At 42.5% G+C, this 774-nt stretch carries 2 tRNA genes and 1 rRNA gene; all 3 read right to left on the bottom strand.

The annotated features are described in order from the left end of the window. Positions 1-320 precede the first annotated feature (320 nt). Positions 321-397, bottom strand: a tRNA-Ala gene (locus EWU22_RS13120). A 68-nt stretch (positions 398-465) separates the two neighbouring features. Continuing rightward, positions 466-542: transfer RNA gene (locus tag EWU22_RS13115), tRNA-Ile, on the bottom strand. A 129-nt stretch (positions 543-671) separates the two neighbouring features. Continuing rightward, positions 672-774 (bottom strand): 16S ribosomal RNA (locus tag EWU22_RS13110); the annotation flags it as partial.

The following is a 774-nucleotide window of genomic DNA, read 5'->3' as shown; positions in this document are numbered from 1 at the left end:
AGGCATCCCCCATACGCCCTTATTTCACTTACTCTCTAATATCTTCATGCCCGAAGGCAATCGCTATCTATTTTTGCTCTTACTCTTTACTTTATTCTCACAATATGTCAAAGAACCTTGTGTAAAATTCCATGAATAAATTCACTTGTTTTACATCGTTTCCCAATGTTCTACTTCCGTTGAAGTAGGAGGGGAGGGGTACAATTTTAAATGGTAAATGATAAATTATAAATGATGTGCTACATCGACCTATCAATCATCCTTTGCATTTAAATCTTACTCTAATTTTTCATTAAACTCGTTTGTCTAATGCCTTACTCTGGTGGAGAATAACGGATTCGAACCGTTGACCCCCTGCGTGCAAGGCAGGTGCTCTAGCCAGCTGAGCTAATCCCCCAAGTTTAATCGGGATTTTATCCCTCTTATTGGCTTTCTTCTCCAGCTTGCCCCAACATCCTATTTAGTTGGTGGGCCTGCGTGGACTCGAACCACGGACCTCTACATTATCAGTGTAGCGCTCTAACCACCTGAGCTACAAGCCCGCTTGTTTCTTCTCTTTTTCTCTCATATCATGAAAACCTATCTTGCTAGGCTTTCCTTTAGGCGTGTGATAAAAGTACTCTGGAAGCATATAAGAATCCTCATACACTTAAGTTAAATAGCTTCTCCAGAAAGGAGGTGTTCCAGCCACACCTTCCGGTACGGCTACCTTGTTACGACTTAGCCCCAATTACCTGTTCTACCCTAACTGGCGGTTTAACGGCCAGCTTCAGG

Origin of the sequence: Aquirufa nivalisilvae (assembly GCF_004307455.1) — a bacterium.
Lineage (GTDB): Bacteria > Bacteroidota > Bacteroidia > Cytophagales > Spirosomataceae > Aquirufa > Aquirufa nivalisilvae.
This window is presented reverse-complemented; position numbering and strand designations above follow the sequence as displayed.